The sequence below is a fragment of the Arthrobacter sp. Y3223065 genome (genome assembly GCF_059090885.1).
This window is the reverse complement of record NZ_JBNHGC010000001.1, coordinates 73,477-96,993: the sequence shown is the minus strand read 5'-3', so window position 1 is coordinate 96,993 and position 23,517 is coordinate 73,477. Positions and strand designations below refer to the sequence as shown.

The 23,517-nt window shown below is 68.1% G+C and carries 22 protein-coding genes; 10 read left to right on the top strand and 12 right to left on the bottom strand.

The genetic code is table 11. From position 1 onward, the window contains the following. Positions 1-161 precede the first annotated feature (161 nt). The 4 genes from AC5RUK_RS00465 to AC5RUK_RS00450 form a co-directional block, all read right to left on the bottom strand. A complete protein-coding gene (locus AC5RUK_RS00465; RefSeq protein WP_494151086.1) occupies positions 162-590 on the bottom strand; it encodes an HIT family protein in 429 nt (142 codons plus the stop codon). Between the two features lie 122 nt (positions 591-712). Beyond that, positions 713-1,873 (bottom strand): NAD(P)-dependent alcohol dehydrogenase, encoded by a 1,161-nt coding sequence (locus AC5RUK_RS00460; RefSeq protein ID WP_494151085.1) that lies wholly within the window; start codon positions 1,871-1,873, stop codon positions 713-715. A 109-nt stretch (positions 1,874-1,982) separates the two neighbouring features. Continuing rightward, positions 1,983-2,816: a sulfurtransferase gene (locus AC5RUK_RS00455; RefSeq protein WP_494151084.1), complete on the bottom strand. Its 834-nt coding sequence runs from the start codon at positions 2,814-2,816 to the stop codon at positions 1,983-1,985. Positions 2,817-2,925: 109 nt separating this feature from the next. Then, positions 2,926-3,585: an MBL fold metallo-hydrolase gene (locus AC5RUK_RS00450; protein ID WP_494151083.1), complete on the bottom strand. Its 660-nt coding sequence runs from the start codon at positions 3,583-3,585 to the stop codon at positions 2,926-2,928. 129 nt (positions 3,586-3,714) lie between these two features. On the opposite strand from AC5RUK_RS00450, the gene AC5RUK_RS00445 reads away from it, so the two are divergent. Then, positions 3,715-4,158 (top strand): Fur family transcriptional regulator, encoded by a 444-nt coding sequence (locus AC5RUK_RS00445; RefSeq protein ID WP_494108636.1) that lies wholly within the window; start codon positions 3,715-3,717, stop codon positions 4,156-4,158. Here AC5RUK_RS00445 and AC5RUK_RS00440 read toward each other — a convergent pair. The 6 genes from AC5RUK_RS00440 to guaB1 form a co-directional block, all read right to left on the bottom strand. After that, entirely contained in the window at positions 4,155-5,048 is an 894-nt protein-coding gene (locus AC5RUK_RS00440) for a metal ABC transporter permease (protein ID WP_493989223.1), read from the bottom strand. The genes AC5RUK_RS00445 and AC5RUK_RS00440 overlap by 4 nt on opposite strands. Before the next feature lie 2 nt (positions 5,049-5,050). Next, positions 5,051-5,845 carry a metal ABC transporter ATP-binding protein gene (locus AC5RUK_RS00435; RefSeq protein ID WP_494151082.1) on the bottom strand — a complete coding sequence of 265 codons (795 nt, stop codon included), beginning with the start codon at positions 5,843-5,845 and terminating at the stop codon, positions 5,051-5,053. 112 nt (positions 5,846-5,957) lie between these two features. Next, positions 5,958-6,971: a metal ABC transporter solute-binding protein, Zn/Mn family gene (locus tag AC5RUK_RS00430; protein WP_494151081.1), complete on the bottom strand. Its 1,014-nt coding sequence runs from the start codon at positions 6,969-6,971 to the stop codon at positions 5,958-5,960. A 221-nt stretch (positions 6,972-7,192) separates the two neighbouring features. After that, positions 7,193-8,251 carry a hemolysin family protein gene (locus AC5RUK_RS00425; RefSeq protein WP_494151080.1) on the bottom strand — a complete coding sequence of 353 codons (1,059 nt, stop codon included), beginning with the start codon at positions 8,249-8,251 and terminating at the stop codon, positions 7,193-7,195. Beyond that, positions 8,251-9,594, bottom strand: coding sequence for a hemolysin family protein (locus AC5RUK_RS00420; RefSeq protein ID WP_494151079.1), 1,344 nt, complete (start codon positions 9,592-9,594; stop codon positions 8,251-8,253). Before AC5RUK_RS00420 ends, AC5RUK_RS00425 begins: the two co-directional genes overlap by 1 nt. Positions 9,595-9,987: 393 nt before the next feature. Next, entirely contained in the window at positions 9,988-11,442 is a 1,455-nt protein-coding gene (guaB1, locus tag AC5RUK_RS00415) for a GMP reductase (protein WP_494151078.1), read from the bottom strand. Positions 11,443-11,839: 397 nt separating this feature from the next. Here guaB1 and AC5RUK_RS00410 point away from each other — a divergent pair, with 397 nt between their 5' ends. The 5 genes from AC5RUK_RS00410 (at position 11,840) to AC5RUK_RS00390 (ending at position 18,116) form a co-directional block, all read left to right on the top strand. Beyond that, complete coding sequence (locus tag AC5RUK_RS00410; protein ID WP_493989217.1) at positions 11,840-15,649, top strand: multifunctional oxoglutarate decarboxylase/oxoglutarate dehydrogenase thiamine pyrophosphate-binding subunit/dihydrolipoyllysine-residue succinyltransferase subunit; 3,810 nt, start codon at positions 11,840-11,842, stop codon at positions 15,647-15,649. 85 nt (positions 15,650-15,734) lie between these two features. Further along, positions 15,735-16,334, top strand: a complete 600-nt coding sequence (locus AC5RUK_RS00405) for a GDSL-type esterase/lipase family protein (RefSeq protein WP_493989216.1) — start codon at positions 15,735-15,737, stop codon at positions 16,332-16,334. A gap of 196 nt (positions 16,335-16,530) precedes the next feature. Next, on the top strand, positions 16,531-17,355 hold the full coding sequence (locus AC5RUK_RS00400) for a DUF4097 family beta strand repeat-containing protein (RefSeq protein ID WP_493989215.1): 825 nt from the start codon (positions 16,531-16,533) through the stop codon (positions 17,353-17,355). Next, positions 17,355-17,951, top strand: coding sequence for a PadR family transcriptional regulator (locus AC5RUK_RS00395; protein ID WP_494151077.1), 597 nt, complete (start codon positions 17,355-17,357; stop codon positions 17,949-17,951). The genes AC5RUK_RS00400 and AC5RUK_RS00395 overlap by 1 nt, the downstream gene beginning before the upstream one ends. Before the next feature lie 90 nt (positions 17,952-18,041). Next, positions 18,042-18,116 carry a 50S ribosomal protein bL37 gene (locus AC5RUK_RS00390; protein WP_369299106.1) on the top strand — a complete coding sequence of 25 codons (75 nt, stop codon included), beginning with the start codon at positions 18,042-18,044 and terminating at the stop codon, positions 18,114-18,116. A gap of 127 nt (positions 18,117-18,243) precedes the next feature. Here the strand turns inward: AC5RUK_RS00390 and rsrA are convergent, their stop codons facing one another. Continuing rightward, a complete protein-coding gene (gene rsrA, locus AC5RUK_RS00385; protein WP_493989213.1) occupies positions 18,244-18,507 on the bottom strand; it encodes a mycothiol system anti-sigma-R factor in 264 nt (87 codons plus the stop codon). Further along, the gene (locus tag AC5RUK_RS00380; protein WP_493989212.1) at positions 18,504-19,208 is read right to left on the bottom strand and encodes a sigma-70 family RNA polymerase sigma factor; all 705 of its coding nucleotides are present in this window, start codon (positions 19,206-19,208) and stop codon (positions 18,504-18,506) included. Before AC5RUK_RS00380 ends, rsrA begins: the two co-directional genes overlap by 4 nt. A 327-nt stretch (positions 19,209-19,535) precedes the next feature. Here AC5RUK_RS00380 and AC5RUK_RS00375 point away from each other — a divergent pair, with 327 nt between their 5' ends. The 4 genes from AC5RUK_RS00375 (at position 19,536) to hisN (ending at position 23,503) form a co-directional block, all read left to right on the top strand. Continuing rightward, positions 19,536-20,117 carry a DoxX family protein gene (locus AC5RUK_RS00375; RefSeq protein WP_493989211.1) on the top strand — a complete coding sequence of 194 codons (582 nt, stop codon included), beginning with the start codon at positions 19,536-19,538 and terminating at the stop codon, positions 20,115-20,117. A 5-nt stretch (positions 20,118-20,122) separates the two neighbouring features. Further along, positions 20,123-21,448 carry a 3-phosphoshikimate 1-carboxyvinyltransferase gene (aroA, locus tag AC5RUK_RS00370; protein WP_494151076.1) on the top strand — a complete coding sequence of 442 codons (1,326 nt, stop codon included), beginning with the start codon at positions 20,123-20,125 and terminating at the stop codon, positions 21,446-21,448. Between the two features lie 2 nt (positions 21,449-21,450). Next, a complete protein-coding gene (rsgA, locus tag AC5RUK_RS00365) occupies positions 21,451-22,554 on the top strand; it encodes a ribosome small subunit-dependent GTPase A (protein WP_493989209.1) in 1,104 nt (367 codons plus the stop codon). A 67-nt stretch (positions 22,555-22,621) separates the two neighbouring features. Continuing rightward, on the top strand, positions 22,622-23,503 hold the full coding sequence (hisN, locus tag AC5RUK_RS00360; RefSeq protein ID WP_494151075.1) for a histidinol-phosphatase: 882 nt from the start codon (positions 22,622-22,624) through the stop codon (positions 23,501-23,503). The last annotated feature ends 14 nt before the right edge of the window (positions 23,504-23,517 follow it).

Below are 23,517 nucleotides of genomic sequence, written 5' to 3'. Positions count from 1 at the left end.
GCTGCCAAGACAGGGGTTATTGACCCTGCCCTCGAAGCCAGGGGTGGACTTCGACGACAGGCCTCGTGAACTGAGGCACGGTCTGGCACAGGGTTTCCACCCGTACCGCGCGCAGGGCTGCGGCGCAGGCCCGGCCACGCGGCAGGAAGCGGCGTTCCGCGTCAGTCGGCGGGGACGACGTCCCCGTGGCCGGCCTCGCGCAGCGCCGCCCGGATGCGTTTGGCTGATTCGTCCATCATGTCCGGGTCCGGGTCCCGCTGGGCCCGCTTGAAGTCGAACTCGGCCTCCGAGTTGGAGGGCCAGACGTGCAGGTGCAGGTGGTTTACCTCGAACCCGGCGATGATCAGGCCGGCACGGGCGGCTCCGAAGGCATCCACTTGGGCCTTGCCGATGGCCTGGGCGACCACGGTAAGTTTCTGCAGCAGGTCGGCCGGGGCGTCGGTCCAGCGGTCCACTTCCTGCCGCGGCACCACCAACGTGTGCCCGTCCGCGAGCGGACCGATGCTCAGGAACGCCACCACGTCGTCGTCCTTCCAGACGAAGCGGCCGGGAATCTCGCCGTCGATGATTTTGGTGAAGAGGGTGCTCATGTACGCAATCCTTGTCGGTTGGGGTTACTCGGGGACAGTAGGAGTCGGTCAGGTTCCAGTCGGCCCGGCGCCTCGGTGCGGTCACGGCCCGGCCCGTCGGTCCATCGCGGTCAGGGCAGCGTTCAGCGGTTCAGCGAGGCGATGTCCAGGACAAACCGGTAGGCAACGTCGCCGGCCACCATGCGGTCATAGGCTTGGTCGAGGTCCGGCGCGCCCACCAGTTCGATGTCGGCAGTGATCCCGTGTTCGGCGCAAAAGTCCAGCATCTCCTGGGTCTCGGCTATGCCGCCGATCTTCGAGGCGCCATAGGCAACACGCTCGCGCATCAGCAGGTTGACCGGCACCGGCGGCATCGGCTCGGGCGGCACGCCCAGTTGGATCAGCGCGCCGTCGCGGCGGATGGCCCGCAGGTACGGGGCCAGGTCGTGGGCCGCGGCCACCGTGTCGATGACCAAGTCAACGCTGCGCCGGGCTGCCGCGAGCGCCTCGGCGTCGCCGGTCACCACCACGTGGTCGGCACCGAGCGCGCGGGCCGAGTCGGCCTTGTTAGCCGAACTGGTGAAGACGGTCACCGACGCCCCCATGGCCTTCGCCAGTTTGACCGCCATGTGGCCCAGCCCGCCCAGGCCTACCACGCCGACGGAGTCGCCGGCTTCGACGCCGAAGTAGCGCATGGGTGAGTACGTGGTGATGCCGGCGCAGAGCAAGGGGGCTGCGGCGGCGGGGTCGAGTTCCGGGGGCACGCGCAGCACGAAGTTTTCATCGACGACGACGGACGTCGCGTACCCGCCCTGCGTCACCTCGCCGCCGTGGCGCCGGTCGCGGGCGCCGTAGGTGCCCACCGCGCCCTTGTCGCAGTACTGTTCAAGTCCTTCGCCGCAGGCGGAGCAGTCGCGGCAGGAATCCACCATGCAGCCCACGCCCACCAGGTCGCCGACGGCATGCAGGGTGACGTCCTGGCCGATGGCCGTGACCCGCCCAACGATCTCGTGGCCGGGCACCAGCGGGTATTCGATCTCGCGCCACTCGCCGCGGACCGTATGGACATCCGAGTGGCAGAGGCCGCAGAAGGCGACGGCGATCTCCACGTCGTGCGGTCCGGCGGCGCGGCGTTCAATCTGCAGCGCGACCATTCCGGAACCGGGCCCCGTCACTCCATAGGCCGCCGCCGTCCTCATGCTGCTCCTCGGTGTCTGCAGGTCTGCTGCCGCGAGGGCCTGCTGCTCCTGCTCAGGTGAAAGCGGTTTCCCCAGCGGCGGCGGTGCCGGACGGCCAAGTGTCATGGGCCTGACGCTACCGTTTGCTGCTTCGCCATGCCACCACGGCACACCGAGTGTGACGCTTCGGATGCGGAGGTGCACGGTGCCGGGCCGCGGCTGATCCGGCGGCCGATTACGGCACGCTCCCGGTAGCTACCGGCAGTTCCGGATGTCCGCACCACTGGGACCAGGAGCCCGGGAAAAGGGCCGCGTCGATGCCAGCCTCGGCCAAAGCCGCAACCTGATGGGCGGCGGTGATGCCCGAGCCGCAGTAGACGGCCACCTTCCGTCCTTCCGCCCCCAGTTCCCTGAACCGTGCCGCGAGTTCCGTGGGCGGCAGGAAGCGCCCGTCCGGGGCCAGGTTGGCCGTGGTCGGTGCGCTGACGGCGCCGGGGATGTGGCCGGCGCGGGGGTCCACCGGCTCCAGCTCGCCGCGGTAGCGCTCGGCTGCGCGGGCATCAAGCAGCAGCGAGGTACCCGCGAAAGCCAGCACGTCGTCCAGCTCAAGCCTGGGCATCCTGCCGCTGCCCAGTTCGACGTTGCCCAGGCAGGCCAGCTCGTCGCCGCTGTCCAGTTCATACCCTTTGCCGCGCCAGGCGGCGAGCCCGCCGTCGAGCAGGTAGACGGAGTCGAAGCCGCCGTCGCGCAGCAGCCACCACACGCGGGCCGCGGACATGCCGCCGTTGTCGTCGTACGCCACGACGACGTCGTCGTTGTTGATGCCCCAATCGCGTGCCGCCTCGCGGAAGGCCTCCGGCTCCGGCAGCGGATGGCGCCCGCCGGCCGGCGTCGGCGCCGACGCCAGCTGCGAGGGCAGGTCCACGTAGACGGCACCGGGAATGTGGGCCTGGCGGTAGTGGCTGTGGCCGGCGTCGTCGCCGAGCTTCCAGCGCACATCGAGCAGTACGGTGCGCTGTCCGGAGATCATCCGTTCACGCAGTGTCTGCACGTCCATCAGAGTCCTCATGAGATCTCCTCCTGACTGCTGGCGGGCGTCGTTGCCCGCCGGTGTCCCGACAGTCCATCACAGCAGCAGGTATTGGGCCAAGCGGCCCCGCCCAACCTTTACCCGGCGGTCAGTCCAGCTCCACGCTGTCCCCCGGCGACAGGTGCCGGTAACTGGTGCCGTAGTGGCCGCCGATCCGCTCCACGTGCTTCTCCACCAACGGCAGGCCGCGGTCGCTCAGCCCTGCGTCATGGATTGGGTAGGCATACTCGGCCCGCATCGCGGTCACGAAGTCGATCACCTCGCCGGTCTTCGACCAGGGCGCGTGCACGGGCACCAGGACTGTCCTGACGTCAAGCCCGTGCGGGACGATGAAGGAATCGCCCGGATGGTACAGGCTGTCATTGATGACGTAGCCGATATTGGCGACCACCGGGATGTGCGGATGAATCAGGGCGTGCTGGCCGCCGAAGGTGCGGATGCGGAACCCGGGCACCTCGAACTCCGTCTCCGGTTCGGCGGAATGGATCCGCCCGGACGCTCCCGGGGCGAGCGCCCGGAGGTCGGCGGCCACGGAGTCCGGGGCATACAACTGCATACCGTCCGCCGCTGCCAGCAGGCCCGGAACCCGGTCCTGGTCGATGTGGTCCGCATGCCCGTGGGTCACCAGGACGGCGGTAGCCCCTTCGAGGGCCTGCTCCACTTCCGAAAAGTTGCCGGGATCGATCACCAGGACGTGGCCGTCCTGCTCAAGCCGGACGCACGCGTGGGTGAATTTTGTCAGCTTCATGGAACACACCCTAGCCGCGCGCGGCGGCCGGCGTCCCGGCGGTCCGGCCTGCCCCGGCAATCAGGCCTGCTGGTAGGCTGGGATGCAGCCTACGGGTGCCAGTATCAACAGCGAGGAGCCGAAGCGGACATGTCCGTTCCTTCAGCGAAACCGCAGGCGCAGCGCCGCGGTACGGAACAGCGGGTAACCCGCCAGCGCGTGGCCGTGGCCGCCGCCTTGGACAGCCTGGAGGACTTCGTCAGCACGCAGGAACTGCACCGGTTGCTGCAGGACCGCGGCGATTCGGTCTCGCTGGCCACCACGTACCGGATTTTGCAGGCCATGGCCGACGACGGGCAAGTGGACGTGATGCGCAGCGGCGAGGGCGAAGCCGTTTACCGGCGCTGCGCCGTCGAGCACCACCATCACCACTTGCTCTGCCGGACCTGCGGCAAGACCGTGGAAATTGAAGCTCCGGCGGTGGAGCAATGGGCGGCCCGGATGGCGGCGGAGCACGGCTTCACCCAGGTTGCCCACACCGTGGAAATGTACGGGCTGTGCCCGGAATGCAGCGCCGCCCCCGGCAGCGCTTAACCGGCGGTAACCCTTACCGCGGCGACGTCGCGCCGCCCCACCTTGCCGCGCCGTTGCCGCCGCGCCCCGGCCATCCGGCAGACCACGTAGATCAGGAACGAGATCGTCGTGACGTAGGGGCTGATGGGCAGGCTGCCGCCCAGGGCCAGCAGGATCCCGCCAACCACAGCGGTCACCGCGAACGCCACGCTCAACAGCACGACCACGCGCGGCGAACTGCTCACCCGGAGCGCCGCGGCCGCCGGCGTGATGACCAGGGACAGCACCAGCAGGGCACCGACTACCTGGATGGACAGCGCCACGGCCAGTCCCAGCAGGAACATGAACACGATCGCCAGGGCACCCACCGGCACCCCGCGGGCCTCGGCGAGGTCCGGGTCGGCACTGGCGAAGGTCAGAGGACGCCAGATGGCCAAAAGCCCCAGCACGACCACGGCTGAACCTGCGGTGAGAAGGTTCAGCTGCACCGTGTCCACGGACACGATCTGCCCGGTCAGCAGGCCGAACTTGTTCGCCGAGCGGCCCTCATAGAGCGAGAGGAACAGGATCCCCAAGCCCAGCCCGAAGGACATGATCACGCCTGTGATCGAATTCCGATCCCGCGCCCGCATGCCCAGCATGCCCAGGACCACTGCCGCGATCACCGAGCCCACCAGCGAGCCGAACACCACATTGGCGCCGATCAGCAGTGCGAATGCCGCCCCGGCGAAGGACAGCTCGGCGATGCCGTGCACGGCAAAGGCGAGGTCCCGCATCATCACGAACACGCCGATCAGGCCGCCGACCAGGCCCAAGACGGCGCCGGCAATCAGCGAGTTGCGCACCAGCGGCAGCAGGTCGCCGTAGTCGTTGAAGTTGAAGACCGCATTCAGCAGCTCCGATGGATCCATGCCTACACCACCTCGCCGTGGCGGTGGGTGGTGGCGTCGGGAAGGCCCACCACGATGATCCGGCCCTGGTTGTGGATTACTTCGACGTGGCTGTTGTACATGTTCGACAGCACCTCGGTGGTCATCACTTCTTCCGGCGTGCCAACGCGGAACTGGCCGCCGGCCAGGTAGAGGACCCGGTCCACATAGTCGATGATCGGGTTGATTTCGTGCGTGACGAAGACGACCGCGCTGTTCCTTTCATGGCACTGCCTGTTGATCAGGGAGCTCACGGCCTGCTGGTGGTGCAGGTCCAGCGAGAGCAAGGGCTCGTCGCAGAGCAGTACCCGGGGATCGGAGGCCAGCGCCTGGGCCGCGCGCAGCCGCTGTTGCTCGCCGCCGGACAGCTGCCCTACCGGGGCTTCCGCGTAACCGGAGGCGCCCACCATCTGAAGCAGTTCGTCCACCCGCCGGCGATGCTTGCGGCCGTTCAGCCGCATGCCCCACCGGTGTCCGTCCAGGCCCAGGCCGACCAGGTCGCGGGCCCGCAGCGGAGTCTCCGGCGCGAAGGTCTTTTGTTGGGGGATGTAGCCGATGTCCCGGCTGCCGCGTTCCAGCGGCCGTCCGTTGACCTCGGCCATGCCATGGCTCAGCGGCTGCAGGCCCAGCAATACGCGCAGGAAGCTGGTCTTGCCCGAGCCGTTGGGGCCCAGCACCGCGAAGAACTCCCCCGCGTTGATGGTCAGGTCGAGGTCATGCCACAGCACGCGCTGGCCGAAGGACAGCGAGGCACCCTGCAAGCGGACGGCGGGGGTCATGGCAGTGTTCCTTGAAGCTTCTGTGCTGCGCAGCGCGCATGGGGGACGCGGGGGCACTTGAGGCATCCGGCTTGGACTGCCTCAGTTAACCACATCCCGGCGGCCTGGCCGGTCACGCGCGCAGCGCCTGGTCCACCGATTCCAGGTTCTCCGCCATCCAGGCCAAGTAGTCCTGATCTGCGGGCAGGGTCTCGGTGAAGTTGAGGACGTCGATGCCCGCCTTTTCCGCCAGTTGGCGCAGGCGCTGTGTCTGTGGGCCTTCGGTCTGTTCGTTGTAGGCGACGAACCGGACCGACCCTCCGGTGATCAGCTCCTCGGCTTCCCTCAGTGCTGCCGGGGCGGCATCGCTGCCTTCCTCGGCCGCCTCCATGAAGCCGGCCGGGGTCTTGTTCTCCAATCCCAGCGCATCGAAAAAGTGCAGCGGCACAGGATCTGTGGCCGCTACGGCTTCCCCGCCCGCCGTGGCAGCCAGTTCGTCCATGTCGCTTTGGAGGCCCTCGAGCCCGGTGCGGAACTGCTTGGCATTGGCTTGGAAGGTTTCGGCCTGCTCCGGGTCCAATGCCGAGAGCTTCTCCGCGATGGCCTCCGCAATGGCGGCCATGGTGGGCAGGTCGTACCAAACGTGTTCGTTAAAGCCGCCGTGGCTGTGGTCCGCGTGGCTGCCGTCCTCCGCCTGCCCTGCGTCGCCGCCGTCCGTGCGCTCCGCGTCCGCGTCGTCTCCGTGGGCATGCCCTGCTTCGGCGCCCTCTGCTCCGGACAGCGGCGACAGCTCCACCGCAGTGATGACGTAGTTGTGGTCGACGCCGGTCTCGTCCGCCAGCGTGTGCATGAAGGTGTCGTAGCCCCCGCCGTTTTCCAGCAGCAGGTCGGCCTGGGAGATCGCCAGCTTGTCCCGAGCCGTTGCTTCATAGGAGTGCGGGTCCTGGGCCATCCGGTCGATGATCGATGTGACGTCCACGTGCTCGCCGCCGATCGTTTGGGCCACGTCGCCGTAGACATTGGTGGAAGCGACCACGCTCAGCTTGCCGTCACCTTCGGTCTCGCCCCCTGCAGCCGCGCAGCCGGACAGCAGCACCGCCGCGGCGGCCAGTCCTGCCAATACAGGAGCGGTACGTGAGTGCCTCACGGGCAACCTCGGTTCTACTCATAATGAGAATCAGTAACAATAAGGGTTTTCAGCTTAGCGCAGTTGCGAACGGTTCGCATTCGGCTAGGGCGCGGAACACCCTTTCGCCCCGCGCGGCAGGGCGCGGGCTCGGGCACGAGCACCACCCTTCCGCTCCACGCGGCAGGGCGCGGGCGCGGGCACGGGCGCGGGGCAATCTTCCCGCCCCGCGCCCGCGCGGGCTATTCGCCGGTCCGGCGCAGTCCCTGGGCCTGCGTTTCATCGCGGATCTCGCCCACCAGCACTTCCAGGACGTCCTCGAGGAACAGCACGCCGTGCGTACTGCCGTCGGATCCCAGCACGCGGGCCAAGTGCGATCCGGTGCGCTGCATGACGGCGAGCGCGTCCTCGATTTCGTCATCGAGCGCCAGATTGGCCAGGGTGCGGACCTTGGTGACCGGAATCGTCTTGTTGAGCCTGTCCTCCGGGATGGTCATCACATCCTTGAGGTGCAGGTACCCGGTGAGGTTGTCGTTGGCATCGGCCACGGCAAAGCGGGAGAATCCGGTCCGTCCCACCGCGCGTTCGAACTGCTCCGGCGTGGTGTCGACCCCGATGGTGACCAATTGGTCAAGCGGCACCATCACGGCGGCAGCGGTCACTGCCGAAAACTCCAGCGAACTGGAGATCAGCCCGGCGTCGTCGTCGACCAGTCCGTGCCTGGTGGACTCCTGCACAATGGACTGGACCTCCTCCAGCGTGAACGTGGAAGAGACCTCGTCTTTCGGCTCGATCCGCACGGCCCGCAGCAAGTGGTTCGCGGTCCAGTTCAGGGTGTAGATCACCGGCCGCACCACCTTGGAGACCGCCACCAGCGGCGGAGCCAGCAGCAGCGCGGCCTTGTCGGCCATGGACACGGACATGTTCTTCGGGACCATCTCGCCGAAGGTCACGTGCAGGAACGTCACCAGCAGCAGCGCCACGGCAAACGAGATGCCGTAGGAAATCTCGTGCGGAATGCCCAGCCACCCCTCCAGCGGCAGCAGCAGCAGCTCCTTGATCGCCGGCTCGGCCACGTTCAGGATCAGCAGCGAACACACGGTAATGCCCAGCTGCGCGCAGGCCAGCATCAGGGAGACGTGCTCCATGGCCCAGAGCGTGGTCTTGGCGCGCTTGGATCCGCTGTCGGCCAGCGGCTCGATCTGGCTGCGGCGGGCGGACATGACGGCGAATTCGGCGCCCACGAAGAACGCATTCGCGAGCAGCAGCACTACCAGCCAGAAAATACCCATGGCGGCCATCAGAGCGCACCTCCCGCGATGCCGGTCTCAGGAAGCACGGCACCGGTTGCCGGACTGGGGATGAAACGGACGCGGTCCACCCGCCGTCCGTCCAACCGCTCGACTTCCAGCGTGCCGCCGTCCACGGGCACCGTGTCGCCAACCACCGCAATCCTGCCCAGCTGCGCCATGATGAAGCCGCCGACCGTTTCGTAGCTGGCCCCGTCGGGCACGGTCAGCTCCGGGATTTGCTCGCTGACCTCGTCCGGACGCATCAAACCCGGGAAGTACCAGTTTCCGGTCGCGCTCTGCAGCACGCCCGGCTTCACCCGGTCGTGCTCGTCAGCGACTTCGCCAACAATCTCTTCCACCAGGTCTTCCAGCGTCACCACCCCGGCGGTGCCGCCGTACTCGTCGAGCACCACGGCGAACTGAAGGTTTGCGGCCCGCAGCTCCGAAAGCAGCGAATCCAGATGCACCGTCTCGGGCACGCGCAGCACGTCGGTCATGATGGTGGCCGCGGCCAGGAGCGGACGCTTCCTGCGCGGCACGCCGATCGCCTTTTTGATGTGCGCGACGCCGCGGACGTCGTCGGGCGAATCGCCGAGCACCGGGAACCGGGAGTAGCCGGTGCGGCGGGCAGCGGCGATGAGGTCGGCCACGGTCTGGTCCGCGTCGATAAACTCCACCCGGATGCGCGGCGTCATCACGTCGGCTGCGGTCCTGCCGGAGAACGACAAGGTCTTGGCGAGGAAATTCGCGGTCCCGGCATCCAAGGTGCCCATTTCCGCGGAGCGGCGTACCAGCGATGCCAGCTCGGACGGGGTGCGGGCACCGGAAAGCTCTTCCTTGGCCTCCAGCCCGAACAGGTGCAGCACCTTGTTGGCGAAACCGTTGAGCATCAGCACGAAAGGCTTGAACACCGCGGTGAAGATCAGCTGCGGCCGGGCCACCAGCTTGCCGACTGCCATCGGCAGGGCAATGGACGCATTCTTGGGCACCAGTTCGCCCAGCAGCATGGAGAGGAGGGTGGCGATCACCATGGCGATCACCGCACCGACCGGCTGGATGACGGCGTCGGCCAGTCCCAGCGCGGTCAGCGACGGACGCAGCAGCGAACTGATGGCCGGTTCCATCAGGAAACCGGTCAGCAGCGTGGTGAGGGTGATGCCGAGTTGGCAACTGGAGAGCTGCGTGGAGAGGGACTTCAGGCATTTCATCAGCGGCACTGCGCCGCGGTCGCCTTTGTCGATGGCGCGCTGCACAGTGGGCTGGTCAAGGGCCACCAAAGCGAATTCCACGGCGACAAAGAAGCCGGTGCCGAGGATCAGCAGCATGCCGGCGGCGATTTGGATCCATTCCATCTAGCTCGCCACCGCCCTGGACTTCAGGCGGTCCGATGGACCTGGCGGGGGTTCGTCCGAGCCCGGACTAGGAGGCTCCTGACCGGCCGCGCGGGCGGCAAGTGTGTGATGGGCACGTGCACGGGATTTGCCGGTGCTGGGTGACGCCTCGCATGCGGCGCCCGCTTGGGCTGCCTGTGCTCCCGCGGTCTGGCATGCTGCCTGCCCTGCGGGGCGCGTCACGGACCGGCTCCTAGAATAGCTGTCCATTATGGGCTATAGCGTAGCAGGCGGGCTTACGCAGCGGGCAGTCCCCGGTGGCCGTTCTGCCGCCGGCGTACCGGCGCGCCGCGCGACGGCCACCCTCTCCCGCCGGTGCGGGCCGGGCGCAGGCGGCACCGGCTGCAAGCACCCCTACCAGCTCTCCGGCAGCGGGCGGCCTTCCTCATAGCCGGCGGCCGACTGCACTCCCACAATGGCACGTTCGCGGAACTGCACCAGGTTCTGTGCGCCGGCGTAGGTCAGCGAGCTGCGCAGGCCGGCAGTGATCTCGTCCAGGAGGTCCTCGACGCCGGGGCGCAGCGGGTCGAGGTACATCTTCGAGGACGAAATGCCTTCTTCGAAGAGCGCCTTGCGCGCCCGCTCAAAGGCGTCCTCCCGCCGGGTCCGGTTCTGCACGGCGCGGGCGGACGCCATGCCGAAGCTTTCCTTGTATTTGCGGCCGTTGCTGTCCGTGAGCAGGTCTCCGGGGCTCTCATGCGTCCCGGCGAACCAGGAGCCGATCATCACCTGGCTGGCGCCGGCCGCCAGCGCCAGGGCGACATCCCGCGGGTAGCGCACCCCGCCGTCGGCCCACACGTGGGCACCGAGCTCCCGGGCCGCCTCCGCGCATTCCTGCACGGCGGAGAACTGCGGCCGGCCCACGGCCGTCATCATGCGCGTGGTGCACATGGCGCCGGGCCCCACGCCGACCTTGACGATGTCCGCGCCGGCTTCCACCAGGTCGCGCACGCCGTCGGCGCTGACCACGTTGCCGGCGACCACCGGAACCTGCGGATCCAGGCTGCGTACTGCTTCGAGGGCGTCGAACATCTTCCGCTGGTGCCCATGGGCTGTATCCACCACCAGGACGTCCACGCCGGCCTGCAGCAGCGCCTCGGTCTTGGCGCGGACGTCGCCATTAATCCCGACGGCGGCGGCTACCTTCAGCCGGCCCTGCGGATCCAGCGCGGGGGTGTAGATGGTCGAGCGCAACGCGCCGGCGCGGGTGAGCGCGCCGACCAGCACGCCGTCGTCGTCCACGACCGGCGCGAAGGATGCCGAGGCCGAGTCGAACAGGTCGAAGGCCTGCCGCAGCGCGGTGTCCGCCCCGGCGTTGAACATGGAGGCATCCAGCAGCAGCGGGTGGGCAGCCATCACCGACTCCAGCGAGGCGTAGCGGTCCACGCCCTCACAGTCCTCGGCGCGCACCACGCCCACGCACTTGCCGGCGTCGTCCACCACCGCAACCGCGCCGTGCGCGCGTTTGTCCATCAGGTGCACGGCATCGATCACGGTGTTGCCCGCGGCCAGCTCCAACGGCGTTTCGAAGACGACGTGGCGGTCCTTGATCCAACCGGTGACCTCGGCCAGGACGTTCAGCGGGACGTCCTGCGGAAGCACGGCCAACCCGCCGCGCCGCGCCATCGTCTCAGCCATGCGACGGCCGCTCACGGCGGTCATGTTCGCCACGACCAGGGGAATCGTGCTCCCGGTGCCGTCGCCGGCCGAGAGGTCAACATCCAGCCTCGACGTGATATCCGAGCGCGACGGCACCAGGAAAACGTCCGAGTAGGTCAAGTCGGTCATCGGCTCGTTGATCAGGCGCATGGCTGCTCTCTTTCCTCGTCGCCGTGCAGGCCGGGGCGGCCAGGTGGCGCGGCGGTCGGTCAGGTGGGTGGGGCTGCGGGTCGGTGGCCGGATCCGTTCTGTCCGTGCGCTGGCGGCGCTGCACAGCGGAGGGCGGCCCGGCCGCCTGAAAATCTCCTGCTCCCCTGAGAGTCTAGGGCCACCGCGCCGCGGAACGAATCGGCACGAAGTTCGCCCGCTTAAACGCTAAAGATTAGCCTGCGTTGCGAAAGTGTCATTAGACTGGCTACTGGTCCAGATCTAGTGCGCGGCAGATGCGTACTCGCATTTCCGCTGCTGGCCGGGAGGTTCGGAAGGCAGCCAAGGAAGCGTGTGATCTGCAGGGCAAGCGGCAATTCACGGAAGAGGCGTATCACAAGTGCCAGAGCATCCCAACCTTCGTCTACCCGAAGAATTCGGCGGTAACGAATGGCTCGTTGACGAAATCTACGAGCAGTACCTCCAAGACAAGAATTCCGTGGACAAGAAATGGTGGAGCATCTTCGAGGCGGCCAACGGCGGCGACGGCAACTCGAACGACACTGCAGCTTCCTCGGCCGGCACCGCCGCGCCGTCCCGCCCCACCACGGCAAATGCCGCACCCAAGGCCTCGGGCGAGAGCACGGCCACGGAGCAGGCAGGACCCACACCGATTCCCGCCGACAATGAGCCTGCTCCCAACACCTCCACGAGCAGCACCGCCGCCCCGGCCAAGCCGGCGGCAAAGGCTGAGCCGGCCGAAAAGGCGGAGGCGAAGCCTGCCCCGATCCCCGCCCAGTTGCCCAAATCCGCGCCTAGCGCACTGGCCGAAGAAGACACCGTTTCCGTGCTGCGTGGCCCGGCCAAGGCCATCGCCACCAACATGGACGCCAGCCTGAGCGTGCCAACCGCGACGACGGTGCGCGCGGTTCCCGCCAAGCTGCTGATCGACAACCGTTTGGTGATCAACTCGAACCTGGCCCGCGCCCGCGGCGGCAAGGTCTCCTTCACCCACCTCATCGGCTACGCCGTGGTCAAGGCGCTGGGCCAGTTCCCCAGCCAGAACGTCCACTACGACGAGATCGACGGCAAGCCCGCCGCTGTCCAGCCGGCCCACGTGAACTTCGGCATCGCGATCGACATGCCCAAGCCGGATGGAACCCGCCTGCTGGTGGTGCCGAACATCAAGCGCGCCGAAACCATGAACTTCTCCGAGTTCTGGCACACCTACGAGGACCTGATCAAGCGGGCCCGCGCCGGGAAGCTCACCGCCGACGACTACGCCGGCACCACGGCTTCGCTGACCAACCCGGGCGGCATCGGCACGGTCCACTCCGTCCCCCGCCTGTCCAAGGGCCAGGCCACCATTGTGGGCGTCGGTGCCCTCGAGTACCCCGCCGAGTTCCGCGGCGCCAGCGAACGGACGATCGCCGCGCAAGGCGTCGGCAAGATCATCACGCTTACCTCCACCTACGACCACCGCGTCATCCAGGGCGCCGGCTCGGGCGAGTTCCTGCGCCTGATCGAATCGCTGTTGCTGGGCGAACAGGGCTTCTACGATGAGATCTTCGAAGCACTGCGCATCCCGTACGAGCCGGTCCGCTGGCGGCCGGACAACCAGGTGGACGTCGACCTGCAGATCAACAAGGTGGCTCGCATCCAGCAACTGGTGCACGCCTACCGCGTCCGCGGGCACCTGATGGCGGACACCAACCCGCTGGAGTACGTCCAGCGCAAGCACCCGGACCTGGACATCAACACCTACGGGCTGACGCTGTGGGACCTGGACCGCGAGTGGGTTACCGGCGGATTCGGCGGCGCGGACCGCCTGAAGCTGCGCGACATCCTGGGCGTGCTGCGCGATGCCTACTGCCGCACCACCGGCATCGAGTACATGCACATCCAGGATCCGGCCGAGCGCGAATGGTTCCAGAACGAGCTGGAGCGCCCCTATGCCAAGCCCAGCCGCGAAGAGCAGCTGCGCATCCTGGGCAAGCTCAACGCCGCCGAGGCGTTCGAGACCTTCCTGCAGACCAAGTTCGTGGGCCAGAAGCGCTTCTCGCTGGAGGGCGGCGAATCCCTGATCCCGCTTCTGGATGCAGTGATTTCCGACGCCGCCGACGACGGCCTGGACGAAGTGGCCATCGGCATGGCACACCGCGGCCGGCTGAACGTGCTCACCAACATCGCCGGCAAGACCTACGCACAGGTCTTCCGCGAGTTCGAGGGCACCCAGGACCCGCGCAGCGTCCAAGGCTCCGGCGACGTGAAGTACCACCTGGGGACGGAAGGGAAGTTCACCTCCGACAACGGCAACGAGACCAAGGTCTACCTTGCCGCCAACCCCTCCCATCTGGAGGCCGTCGACCCGGTGCTCGAGGGCATCGCCCGCGCCAAGCAGGACCGCCTGAACAGGGGCGACGAGTTCCCGGTGCTGCCGGTCATGATCCACGGCGACGCCGCCTTCGCCGGCCAGGGCGTGGTGGCCGAAACCCTGAACCTGTCGCAGCTGCGCGGCTACCGCACGGGCGGCACCGTGCACATCGTGGTCAACAACCAGGTCGGTTTCACCACCTCGCCGCATGCCTCGCGGTCCTCGGTGTACTCCACCGACGTGGCGAAGATGATCCAGGCCCCGGTCTTCCATGTGAACGGCGACGACCCCGAGGCCGTGGTCCGCGTGGGACAGTTGGCCTACGAGTACCGCCAGCGCTTCCACAAGGACGTCATCATCGACATGGTCTGCTACCGCCGTCGCGGCCACAACGAGGGTGACGATCCCTCGATGACGCAGCCGATGATGTACAACCTCATCGAGGCCAAGCGTTCCACCCGCAAGCTGTACACGGAGGCCCTGGTGGGCCGTGGCGACATCACCCAGGACGAAGCCGACCAGGCCCTGCGCGACTACCAGGAACGGCTGGAGCGCGTCTTCGCCGAGACCCATGCGGCGCAGACGTCGCCGATCCCGGTGATCACCAAGGACTCCGAGGCCGTGTCCGACCTGGAGCGCCCGCTCTCGCAGCAGACCGAGGACAGGGCCAACGTGCCGGCCGGCACCGCCGTCTCCGCCGAAGTGATGGCGAGGATCGGCAAGGCGCACGTGGAAGTACCGGAAGGCTTCTCCGTCCATCCGAAGCTTAAGGCGCTGTTGGAGCGCCGCGAGCAGATGTCCCGCGAGGGCAACATCGACTGGGGCTTCGGCGAACTCGCGGCCTTCGGCTCGCTGCTGATGGAAGGGGTGCCGGTACGCCTGGCCGGCCAGGACTCCCGCCGCGGCACCTTTGTGCAGCGCCATGCGGTCTTCCACGACCGCGTTACGGGCCAAGAGTGGGCCCCGCTGAGCCACCTGTCCGACGACCAGGCCAAGCTGTGGATCTACGATTCGCTGCTGTCCGAGTACGCCGCCATGGGCTTCGAATACGGCTACTCGGTCGAGCGCCCGGACGCACTGGTGCTGTGGGAGGCCCAGTTCGGCGACTTCGTCAACGGCGCCCAGACCGTGATCGACGAGTTCCTCTCCTCGGCCGAGCAGAAGTGGGGCCAGCGGTCGTCGCTGGTGCTGCTGCTGCCGCACGGCTACGAAGGCCAGGGCCCGGACCACTCGTCGGCCCGGATCGAGCGCTTCCTGCAGATGTGCGCCGAGGACAACATGATCGTGGCCAATCCGACCACCCCGGCCTCGCACTTCCACCTGCTGCGCCGCCAGGCGTACAGCCGGCCGCGCAAGCCGCTGATCATCTTCACGCCGAAGCAACTGCTGCGGCTGAAGGCCGCCGCGGCCAAGGTGGAGGACTTCACCAGCGGCACGTTCCAGCCGGTCATCGGGGACGTTCAGGACCTGAACGGCCAGGACGTCGACCGGGTGGTGCTGGTCTCCGGCCGGCTCTACTACGACCTGCTGGCTGCGCGCCAGAAGAACTCCGACACCAAGACCGCGCTGATCCGCGTGGAGCAGCTCTACCCGCTGCCGGTCGAAGAGATCAAGGCGGAACTGGCCAAGTACCCGAACGCGGACATCGTCTGGGCGCAGGACGAACCTGCCAACCAGGGCCCGTGGCCCTTCATGGGCCTGTACCTGCCCGAGGCCCTGGACCGTCCGCTGCGCCTGGTGTCCCGCCCGGCATCCGCTGCCACCTCCACCGGCTCGGCCAAGCGCCACGCCGCGGAGCAGGATGTTCTGGTCACGAAGGCCTTTGAACGCCGCTAAGTAAGATGGTGGGCGGGGTGCCGCAGGGCGCCCCGCCCACTTTCGTTTAAGCCCGCTTCCAATCCGTCGAACCAGAAAGCTACCCGTGGAGCAACGCAGAATCAGGATCGCCGCCGTGGGTGATCAACTGCTGGCCGGTGTGGGCGACCCGCGCGCCCTCGGCTGGCTCGGCCGCACCTTGGCCCGGACCAACCCGGATCCAGCCACCCTGGAGTCCTTCGTGCTGGCCTCGCCCAACGAAGGAACCGAGGAACTGGCCGGCCGCTGGCTGCAGGAAGCAGGCCGGCGTTTCGATGACGGCTTCGAAAACCGGCTCGTCATCGGGCTGTCCGGCCGCGACCTCGAGCTCGGACTGTCCACAGCCCGCAGCCGGCTCAACCTGGCGAACATCCTCGACGGCGCGGCGCAGCTGAGCGTCAAGGTTTTCGTCGTGGGTCCGCCGCCGGGACTGGACCCCGACCGCAACATCCAGCTGGCCGAGCTGTCGACCGCCTTCGGCGATGTCACCACGCGGCGCAAGCACGTCTTCGTCGACACCTTCACGCCGTTGCTGAACCACGAGCAGTGGCGCACCGACCTGGCCAGCAACGGCGGAGGCCCCGGCCAAGCGGGCTACGGGCTGCTGGCCTGGCTGGTGCTGCACCGCGGTTGGTACCCCTGGCTGGACCTGCCCGAACCCTTCTAGCGGCGCGCAAGGGCACGCGAGTGCCGCACAGGGCTGATACACCGCGACGGCGGGACCGGAGGATGCTCCGGTTCCGCCGTGGCAGTTAAGGACGTGCGTCTCCCCCTTGCGGGCACGAGATACGCGATATATCGTGTCCTGCAACACGAGATATATCGCGTTTGGGGCGGTGTATCGCCACAGGCAGGACAGGGCCATGAACGAGACCTGGAGCATCGACGGTCCCCGGACGATCGACGTCGACAATGTCCGCTCCCTGAGGGCATCCATCGTCAAGGGGCGCCTGGATATCATCGTCCATGACGAGCCGACGGTCCGCGTGGAGGTCTCCGAGGTCAGCGGGACGCCCCTGGAAATGACCCTGCGCAACGGCACGCTGGACATCAGCCACGGCAGGGCCGGCGACGGTCCGCTGGGTTTCCTCGCCCGGCACGTCAACCTGGTGCTTCCCGGAGCCCGGGACGAAGCAGTCATCAGTATTGGCGTTCCCCGGGACCTGCCGGTCAAGGCCGCCACTGTCAGTGGCGACGGCCTGGTGTGCGGTACGGCGGCCGGGGCGGATGTCAGCACGGTCTCCGGATCCATGATGGCGGACGACACCGCCGGAATGCTCACCGTCAATACGGTCAGCGGCGACATCATCGTCCGCCGGCACAGCGGGAACCTGGTGGCCAAGAGCGTCTCCGGCGAAATCACCGCCTCCGGCTTCCTGGACCACGTCCGGGCCAGCACGGTCAGCGGGGACCTTGGTTTTGATTTGCACGGCGCCCCGGAGGACCTGGCCGTCAATTCCGTCTCCGGCGACGTCACGGTGCGCGTCCCGGACGAATGCGGCGTGGAAGTGGCTGCTTCGTCGGCCACCGGCAGCATCACGGTGAACGACCAGAAGTTTTTCGGCCTCTCCGAGAAGGTGAAAACCCGGATAGGACCCGAAGGCCGCGGGCTCACCATCCGGTCCACCACGGTTTCGGGCACCTTGGCGGTCTTTCACCGGGACAATGCCGGAAGCCAGGTCGGCTGATGGCCCCGGTCTTCGCCCACGGCGCCTTGCGGCTCTATCTGCTCGCGCTGGTGGCGGAAGGCGACAAGCATGGTTACGACATCATCCGCGCCCTCAGCGACCGGTTCGGCGGCACCTACTCCCCCAGCGCGGGCACCGTCTATCCCAGGCTGGCCAAACTCGAGGACGAAGGGCTGGTCGCCACCTCGTCCGATGGGCGGCGCACGGTATACAGCATCACCGCTGCCGGGCGGGCGGAACTGGCTGCCCGCCGGGAAGAATTGGCCGGCGTCGAAGCCGACATCTCCGCATCGGTGCGGCGCCTGGCGGACGAACTGCGGGAGGAACTGCGCAGTTCGATGAAAGGACTGCGGGCCGACCTCGCCGCCTCGGCCGAGGCCGCCCGCACCAACGCCAGGAAGTCCCCGCGGGCAGCCGAGGCCGCCGGACAGCGCACGGTCAAGGAACTGGAACACCTGCTCAACGACTTCCGCGACGACGTGAGGGTGCACCTGCGCCGGCGCACGGCGGCCGGCACCGTGGACGAAGTCGCCGTGCAGACCATCAGGACCGTGCTGGAGCAGGCCAGGGCCTCCATCACCGCGGCCCTGCGCTGACCTCGCCGGGGCCCTCCTCCGGTTAGGAGGTGGGGCGGGCATATGACAGACTGGTGCGCAGTTCTTTTTCACCCAGCAAAGGAGGCAGCCATGAGCAAGCGAGCACGCAAGCGCCGTGACCGTAAGCGCGGCGGCGCAAACCACGGCAAGCGCCCCAACACCTAAGCAGTCGGACAACAGCCCGCGCGGCTGAAGCTGCTGCAAGAAGAACCCCCGCGCCCAATCAGGCCGCGGGGGTTTTTTCGTTGTGCCCGGCACGTTCCCTGCAGGATGAGCGCCGCCGGCAGGCCCGTTACACGGTGTCGGCTTCCCTGATGTGGCTGATCCTGTCCAGGATCCGTTCCTTCAGCGTCTGGGGCGCGTGCTCCTGGCAGGAGCGCTTCACCACCGAGCGGATCAGGCACTCCAGGTTGTGTTCTTCGGCGCATTCGGGACAACTGTCGAGATGCGCCTTGATTTCCGCTAGGTCATCGCGGGAGAGTGCGCCGTCGACGTACTCGTAGATCCGCTGCATCCGGTCGTCTTCGCAGTCGCCCAGTCCGTGGCAGTCGCTCATTTACCGTTCTCCTGTTGTGTCCCCACCGCCGCCGCGGCGTTTTTCTTGTCCTTGGTGCCTGACATGCCACGTTCGTGCGCATAATCTGCGAGCAGTTCACGCAGCAACTTGCGTCCCCGGTGCAGGCGGGACATCACGGTGCCGATGGGCGTGTTCATGATTTCCGATATTTCCTTGTACGCGAAGCCCTCCACGTCCGAAAAGTAGACGGCCAGCCGGAATTCCTCCGGGATAGCTTGGAGGGCGTTCTTCACGTCCGAATCCGGCAGGTGGTCCAGTGCCTCCGCTTCCGCCGACCGGAGCCCGGAGGACGTGTGCGCGGCAGCCTGGAACATCTGCCAGTCCTCTACCTGGTCCGTGTTGGACTGTTGCGGCTCGCGCTGCCGCTTCCGGTAGAGGTTGATGTACGTATTGGTCAGGATCCGGTACAGCCAGGCCTTCAAATTGGTGCCCGGCTTGTACTGGTGGAAGGCCGAAAACGCCTTGGTATAGGCCTCCTGCACCAAGTCCTCGGCGTCGCTGGGATTGCGTGCCATCCGCATCGCTGCCGAATAGAGCTGGTCCACATACTGCATGGCGTCGCGTTCGAACCGGGCACGGCGCTGGTCGGCGGTTTCCGTCTGGACGTCGACCTCGTCCGGCTCCCCCGTTGTGGCGGGGATAACGCGGTCCTGGGTGGCGTCCGAATTCTCAGTCGTCATTGGCTCCCAGTCTACGCTGAGCCGCACAGACGCCGGGGCGGACGCTGCGCCCCCAACCGGACCTGCAGGGCCCCGTTCGGCAAGCGCTGTAGCCACAGGATCTCCCTCCGTTCCGACACCTCGTCGGCCGGAGACAATGCACCGGCCTTCCTCCCATGGGTAACCGCCGATGCCCCGCAACTATTCCCCGCCGACCCCGACAAACGCCCCTGCAAGGTGTGCAGTGGCAACAAAAGTGCCAGACTAGTGTCCAGTGCCACCTTCCCGGGGCCTGGCTCCGGGAAAGGCGCAGATCCTTCGACGCACGCTGACAGCCAGGAGGCTTCCATGTCAATCGTCCGCCTTGCCGCCCGCCCGCTGCTGGCCACAAGCTTTGTAGCCACCGGCATAGACCGTCTGCGCCACACCGACGAAACGGCGGTGTCCCTGCGGCCGCTGGTCCAGCAGACGGAATCCGTCCTTCCCGCGGCTGGCGCCCTGGCCGGGCAGGAGAAGCTGATGGCCCGCGCTATCGGCGCGGCCCAGGTGGGAGCAGGTGTGCTCTTGGGCATGGGCAAGTTCTCGCGGCTCGCGGCTGCCGTACTGGCCGGCACCACAGCCCTCAATACCGTGGTGGATTACCGCGCCGCCGATTCCGCAACGCCGGAAGCCAGGCGCACCCGCCGCAACCACCTGTTGAAGAATCTGTCCTTGATCGGGGCGGTCCTGCTCGCCGCCGTGGATACCAATGGCCGGCCCGGCCTGGTGTGGCGGGCCGAGCATCTTGCCGCTGACGCCCGGCGCAACGTCCGCTCCATCGGCAAAGACGCCCGCCGCAATGCCGGTTCGATCGGCCATGACGCACGGAAGCAGCTGAAGAAGGCCGAGCGCGCGGTGCGCGAAGCCACGACGGACGTGGTGGCATCCTGAACGTAATGCCCCACGCTGCCAACCACTGGCCCGCCCCCTTCGCGGAGCGGCCGATCGATGCAACAGTAGAGGTTCCGGCCTCCAAGTCCCTCACCAACCGTTACCTGGTTCTCGCCGCGCTGGCCGACGGCCCCTCCCGGCTGCGCTCCCCGCTGCACTCGCGGGACACCGTTCTGATGGTGGAGGCGCTGCGGTCCTTGGGAGCCGGCATCACCGAGACCGAGGGCGATGGCAGGTTCGGCCCGGATCTGTTGGTGGACCCGATCGACCCGTCGCGTCCGCTGGGCGCTGCCGCCATCGACTGCGGACTGGCCGGCACGGTCATGCGGTTCGTGCCGCCGCTGGCGGCGCTGTGCAGCGGAGCAGTGGAGTTCGACGGAGACCCGGCGGCGCGGCGCCGGCCCATGTCCCCCACCATCGATGCACTGCGCCAGCTGGGCGTGGCGGTGGATGATGGCGGACACGGCAGCCTGCCGTTCCGCATCACCGGCACCGGCGAAGTGGCCGGAGGCCACCTGGCGATCGATGCCAGCGCCTCCTCGCAATTCGTCTCCGCCCTCCTGCTGGTTGGTCCCCGTTTCCGCGACGGACTGCACCTCGAGCACACCGGCGATCGCGTGCCCAGCCTGGACCACATCTCGATGACGGTCCAGCTGCTGCGGGACCTGGGCGTGAGCGTTGACGACTCCACCCCCAACCACTGGGTGGTCTCCCCGGGCCCGATCCGTGCCTTCGACACCCGGATCGAGCAGGATCTTTCCAACGCCGGCCCGTTCCTGGCCGCGGCCCTGGCCACGCGCGGCCGGGTCAGGATCCCCAACTGGCCCACCGCGACCACCCAAGTGGGCGACGCCTGGCGGGACATCCTGCCGCGGCTCGGCGCCACCGTCACGCTGCAGGGCGGCACCTTGACCGTCACCGGCGGCGCGTCGATCACCGGCGCCGACCTCGCCGACACCAGCGAGCTGGCGCCGACCGCGGCAGCGCTGTGTGCGTTGGCCGACGGCGAGTCCCGCCTGAGCGGCATTGCCCACCTGCGTGGCCATGAGACGGACCGTTTGGCCGCCTTGGTGGCGGAAATCAACCGGCTGGGCGGTGACGCCGAGGAGACGGACGACGGTTTGCTGATCCGGCCAAGGCCGCTGCACGGCGGCCTGTTCCACTCCTACGAGGACCACCGCATGGCTACCGCGGGCGCGATCCTCGGCCTGGCCGTGCGCGGCGTGGAGGTCGAGGACATCGAAACCACGGCGAAGACCATGCCCGAATTCCCGCAGCTGTGGCAGGACATGTTCACCGTTGCTCCGGCCGCCTCGGCCACCGAGGGCTGACGGTGTCGCGCAGCACCGGCAGCTGGGACGAATCGGATGTGCGCATCCGCCCGAACAAGCGCGGCTCCCGTCCGCGCACCAAGGACCGCCCGGCCCACGAGGATGCAGAGCTCGGGCGGATTGTTACCGTTGACCGCGGCCGCTACACCGCCGTCGTCGATGAAGACACTCCCCGCGAGCGCATCGTCGTCGCCGCCCGAGCCCGCGAGCTGCGCCGCACCCCGGTGGTCACCGGAGACTTCGTGGCCCTGGTCGGCGATGTTTCCGGCGAACCCGACAGCCTCGCCCGGCTGGTCCGGGTGGAGGAACGGCGCACCCTGCTGCGCCGCAGCGCTGACGACACCGACCCGGTTGAACGCGCGGTGGTGGCCAATGCCGACCAGTTGGTCATCGTGGTGGCCGCGGCGAACCCCGAACCCCGCACCGGGTTCATCGACCGGGCGCTGGTGGCCGCGTACGACGCCGGGATCCGCCCGCTGTTGTGCGTCACCAAGGCTGACCTGAAGGATCCCGCCGAGCTGCTGTCCAATTACGAGCACCTGGAGCTGCCGGTCATCGTCAGCCGCACCGCGGCCGCCGACGCTCACGGCGTGGACACCGCCTCCGACGAGGGCCTGTCGGCGCGGCTCGATACCGAGGCCGTGGCCCAGCTGCGCGGTTATCTCGATGGCAAGGTCACCGTCACCCTCGGCCACTCGGGCGTCGGCAAGTCCACCATGGTCAACGCGCTCACCGGGGCCCAGCGCGCCACCGGCGGAGTCAACGCCGTCACCGGGCGCGGCAGGCACACGTCGTCGTCGGCCCTGGCACTGAAGGTCCAGGACTCGCCGGCCGGCACCTGGATCATCGACACCCCGGGCATCCGTTCCTTTGGGCTTGCCTACGTGGACCCCGACCGGATCCTGTCCGCCTTCCCGGACCTGGAGCCGGGCACCGCCGACTGTCCGCGCGGCTGCAAACACGACGCGGCCGCCATCGGCTGCGGGCTGGGCCCCTACGTCGCGGACGGCGGGGCCGGCGACGCGGGGGCGGCGAGGCTCGCGTCGCTGCGCCGCCTGCTGGGGGCCGAAGAGCGCCCCGAGGCCAAGGAACTCGGCACCGTCTGAGGCCTCCTGCCCGGCTGGAGGCTCCGCCTCCCGCGTCCGCACTTCACTTACCGATAGGTTGAAACCTATGACCCACGCTTCGCAAAGCTACAACGACGATCTGCGCCTGGCCCACGTGATGGCCGACTCCGTGGATGCGCAGACCATGGCCCGCTTCAAGGCCCTTGACCTGAAGGTGGAGACCAAGCCGGACCTGACTCCGGTCACGGACGCCGACCGTGCGGCCGAAGAAGCAATCCGCGGGCAGCTCTCCCGCTCCCGGCCGCGCGACGCCGTGCTCGGCGAAGAATTCGGCAGCAGCGGCCACGGCGCCCGCCGCTGGATCATCGACCCGATTGACGGCACCAAGAACTTTGTCCGGGGCGTGCCGGTCTGGGCCACGCTGATCGCGTTGGTGGACGAGGGGCAGCCGGTCGTCGGCCTGGTCAGCGCGCCGGCACTGGGCAAGCGCTGGTGGGCCGCCAAGGGAACCGGCGCCTACACGGGACGCTCGCTGGCCACCGCGACCCGGCTCCAGGTTTCCGCCGTGGACCGGCTGGAGGACGCGTCGCTGTCCTACTCCAGCCTGGGCGGCTGGAAGGAACGCGGGAACCTGGACGACTTCCTTGGCCTGACCGAATCCGTCTGGCGCACCCGCGCTTTCGGCGACTTCTGGTCCTACTGCCTGGTGGCCGAAGGCGCCGTGGACATCGCCTGCGAACCGGAACTGAACCTCTACGACATGGCGGCCCTCGTGCCGATCGTGACCGAAGCCGGCGGGCGGTTCAGCTCGCTGGAGGGCGAAGACGGCCCGTTCGGCGGCAACGCGCTGGCCACCAACGGCCTGCTCCACGCGGAGGCCCTGCACCGCCTGAACCCCGAACTGCGCGGACAGCGTCCCGCCGGGTCGGCCGCGGCGTACGGCGACGAAGCGGCCGGCAGCGTCGAAGCTGCCGGCGAGGGCCGGTAGCGCGCCGCCGCACG

Bases quoted from the DNA above. Each gene is read 5' to 3' on its own strand.
- AC5RUK_RS00465 (WP_494151086.1), bottom strand. From the start codon at position 590: ATGAGCACCCTCTTCACCAAAATCATCGACGGCGAGATTCCCGGCCGC.
- AC5RUK_RS00460 (WP_494151085.1), bottom strand. From the start codon at position 1,873: ATGACACTTGGCCGTCCGGCACCGCCGCCGCTGGGGAAACCGCTTTCA.
- AC5RUK_RS00455 (WP_494151084.1), bottom strand. From the start codon at position 2,816: ATGAGGACTCTGATGGACGTGCAGACACTGCGTGAACGGATGATCTCC.
- AC5RUK_RS00450 (WP_494151083.1), bottom strand. From the start codon at position 3,585: ATGAAGCTGACAAAATTCACCCACGCGTGCGTCCGGCTTGAGCAGGAC.
- AC5RUK_RS00445 (WP_494108636.1), top strand. From the start codon at position 3,715: ATGTCCGTTCCTTCAGCGAAACCGCAGGCGCAGCGCCGCGGTACGGAA.
- AC5RUK_RS00440 (WP_493989223.1), bottom strand. From the start codon at position 5,048: ATGGATCCATCGGAGCTGCTGAATGCGGTCTTCAACTTCAACGACTAC.
- AC5RUK_RS00435 (WP_494151082.1), bottom strand. From the start codon at position 5,845: ATGACCCCCGCCGTCCGCTTGCAGGGTGCCTCGCTGTCCTTCGGCCAG.
- AC5RUK_RS00425 (WP_494151080.1), bottom strand. From the start codon at position 8,251: ATGGCCGCCATGGGTATTTTCTGGCTGGTAGTGCTGCTGCTCGCGAAT.
- AC5RUK_RS00420 (WP_494151079.1), bottom strand. From the start codon at position 9,594: ATGGAATGGATCCAAATCGCCGCCGGCATGCTGCTGATCCTCGGCACC.
- guaB1 (WP_494151078.1), bottom strand. From the start codon at position 11,442: ATGCGCCTGATCAACGAGCCGATGACCGACTTGACCTACTCGGACGTT.
- AC5RUK_RS00400 (WP_493989215.1), top strand. From the start codon at position 16,531: ATGAACGAGACCTGGAGCATCGACGGTCCCCGGACGATCGACGTCGAC.
- AC5RUK_RS00395 (WP_494151077.1), top strand. From the start codon at position 17,355: ATGGCCCCGGTCTTCGCCCACGGCGCCTTGCGGCTCTATCTGCTCGCG.
- rsrA (WP_493989213.1), bottom strand. From the start codon at position 18,507: ATGAGCGACTGCCACGGACTGGGCGACTGCGAAGACGACCGGATGCAG.
- AC5RUK_RS00380 (WP_493989212.1), bottom strand. From the start codon at position 19,208: ATGACGACTGAGAATTCGGACGCCACCCAGGACCGCGTTATCCCCGCC.
- AC5RUK_RS00375 (WP_493989211.1), top strand. From the start codon at position 19,536: ATGTCAATCGTCCGCCTTGCCGCCCGCCCGCTGCTGGCCACAAGCTTT.
- aroA (WP_494151076.1), top strand. From the start codon at position 20,123: ATGCCCCACGCTGCCAACCACTGGCCCGCCCCCTTCGCGGAGCGGCCG.
- hisN (WP_494151075.1), top strand. From the start codon at position 22,622: ATGACCCACGCTTCGCAAAGCTACAACGACGATCTGCGCCTGGCCCAC.